Origin of the sequence: Micromonospora sp. NPDC048830, assembly GCF_043198215.1 — a bacterium.
GTDB lineage: Bacteria > Actinomycetota > Actinomycetes > Mycobacteriales > Micromonosporaceae > Micromonospora.
This window is the reverse complement of record NZ_JBICUP010000122.1, coordinates 1-2,328: the sequence shown is the minus strand read 5'-3', so window position 1 is coordinate 2,328 and position 2,328 is coordinate 1. Positions and strand designations below refer to the sequence as shown.

3 protein-coding genes are annotated in these 2,328 nt (G+C 67.1%); all 3 read left to right on the top strand.

Annotation, left to right across the window (positions count from 1 at the left end; translation table 11 throughout):
- Positions 1-133 precede the first annotated feature (133 nt).
- The 3 genes from ACGFIZ_RS34165 to ACGFIZ_RS34155 all read left to right on the top strand — a co-directional run bounded on the left by ACGFIZ_RS34165 (position 134) and on the right by ACGFIZ_RS34155 (position 2,321).
- Complete coding sequence (locus ACGFIZ_RS34165; protein WP_393427434.1) at positions 134-781, top strand: LysE family translocator; 648 nt, start codon at positions 134-136, stop codon at positions 779-781.
- A gap of 269 nt (positions 782-1,050) precedes the next feature.
- Positions 1,051-1,623 (top strand): GNAT family N-acetyltransferase, encoded by a 573-nt coding sequence (locus tag ACGFIZ_RS34160; protein WP_393427432.1) that lies wholly within the window; start codon positions 1,051-1,053, stop codon positions 1,621-1,623.
- A gap of 275 nt (positions 1,624-1,898) precedes the next feature.
- Positions 1,899-2,321, top strand: a complete 423-nt coding sequence (locus tag ACGFIZ_RS34155; protein WP_393427430.1) for a hypothetical protein — start codon at positions 1,899-1,901, stop codon at positions 2,319-2,321.
- The last annotated feature ends 7 nt before the right edge of the window (positions 2,322-2,328 follow it).

The window sequence follows — 2,328 nt, the reverse complement described above, 5'->3', positions numbered from 1 at the left end:
GCTGATCACCATGGCCAACCTCCGCCGCGGCGGCCTCTGCCCACCACTACCCGGACGATCATGAACCCGACCCACGAGAACGGCAGTAGACCCCGAAAAATGCGGCTGAAAGTGTGACCCCTTCCGTGGTTGCATGATCTTCATGGTGTCTGCCGACCGCTTGCTTGCTTTCACAGCCATGTCCTTACTGCTGATCTTGATCCCTGGCCCCAGCGTCCTATTCGTGATCGGACGGGCTCTGGCGCAGGGGCGCCGCGCCGCACTGACCACGGTGGTAGGGAACACGCTCGGCGCATACGTGCTCGTCGGGGCCGTGGCAATGGGGATCGGATCCATTGTGGAACGCTCGGTCGTCATCTTCACTGCGCTCAAGTTGGCGGGCGCCGCCTACCTGGTGTACCTCGGCGTCAAGGCGTGGCGGGAGCGTGATTCGCTGCCGGCCTCCTTCACCGGCGCCGGGGCGGCGCGCAGCGGGCTGCGCACCTTTTGGGAGGGGTTCACGGTCGGCGTGTCGAACCCCAAGACCATCGTGTTCTTCGCGGCCGTGCTGCCGCAGTTCGTCGACCGCGGTCAGGGGCATGTCGCGGTGCAAATGTTGGTGCTCGGTCTGGTCTTCAACGCTATCGCTGTCCTCTGCGACAGCATGTGGGGTCTGGTCGCGGCCACCGCACGGGATTGGTTCGCTCGCTCACCGAGGCGACTCTCCCTGGTTGGCGGGGTCGGTGGGCTCTTACTGATCGGCCTCGGCGTCACTGTGGCCGTCACCGGACGCAAGGACTGAACTGATCCGCCGGTAGGCGTCGATCCAGATGGGCAGGGGCTCGGTCACCGTGCGCACGACTTCCCATCCGGTGCGACTCCAGCGCCCTCCTCTGTCGTCATGCACCCGAAGGTCGGTCGACGAGGACTGCCTGTGGGTGGCGTGAGCCCTTCATTTGGCGGTGGCCGCTTTCATGGTCAACTGCCGGTAGCGTGCCAACCGCCTTCGCGCGCCGGACAGTTGGGGAATGGGCTTTCTGTCCGCCCACTGAGAGAGGCAACATGGCACTCATGTCCCTGCCCACCCCCACGCTGCACACGGCTCGCCTGCGACTGCGTCCCTTCAGCGACGCGGACGCGAATGCCCTCTTCGCGCTGCACAGCAGCGCCTACGTGCTGCGCTACTGGGACGCGCCGCCCTGGACCGAACGTGTGCGCGCCGAGCGGTTCATCACGACTTGCCGGCAGATGGCAGAGGAAGGCACCGGGACGCGGCTGGCCGTGGACCGTGTTTCCGACGGGGCGTTCATCGGCTGGTGCAGTCTGACCCGGTGGAACCCGGACTACCGCAGCGCGTCGCTGGGCTACTGCCTCGACGATGCGGCATGGGGCCACGGCTACGCGACGGAGGCCGCGCGGGCTTTGCTGCAGTGGGCATTCGACACGCTGGACCTGAATCGAGTCCAGGCCGAGACCGATACGCGCAACGCGGCATCTGCCCGCGTCCTGGAGAAGCTCGGGTTCGTGCGTGAAGGGACGTTGCGGGAAGACTGCGTCGTGAACGGCGAGGTCTCGGACTCGTGGGTGTACGGGCTGATCAGGCGGGAGTGGCGGCCGTCGTCCGAGCCGGTTCGCGCCCCCTGAGTCCTTGCTCCCTCGCACGACGTCGCCCGGCATCCGGGTGTTTCGCTTCGCTGCGTCGAGGGGCCGGCACCGGGCATTGCCGCTCCGGGCGTGCTGGCGTTCCGGCCCGTAGCAGCGGGTGAAGGGGATAAACGGCTTGCACAGGCGCCGGGCTGAGAGTTTGACTGCTCGCCATGCCTTTCCCCTCACCGATCTTCGTTGCGGGTACGGGTCGTTCGGGAACGTCACGGATCGCCGACATCATCGGCGAACATCCGCTGATCCATCGGATTCCCATGGAGACCCGGTTCCTCATCGACCCGGGTGGCCTGCGGGACCTGGCCGACGCGCTCACCGATCGATACGACCCCACCGTCGGTGAGGACGCCCTGCACCGGCTGAGCGACTTTCTCACCGTACGGGTGCCCGGCCGGCGCGACGATCGCGGCAAAACCGTTCCCGAGCTGGTCGGCGAGCGGCGCTACCGGGACGCGGTGCAACAGCTCTGGCCGCAGTTGATCGCGTACACATACGACGAGCCTGCGCCCGCGGAAGGCTTCGGGAACGCCGACCGGCCCGCCGGGCCGTTCGAGCCGCTGAGCCGCCGGCGGGTACTTCCCAGGGTATTTCAGGGTCTACTGCCGTTCTCGTGGGTCGGGTTCATGATCGTCCGGGTAGTGGTGGGCAGAGGCCGCCGCGGCGGAGGTTGGCCATGGTGATCAGCGC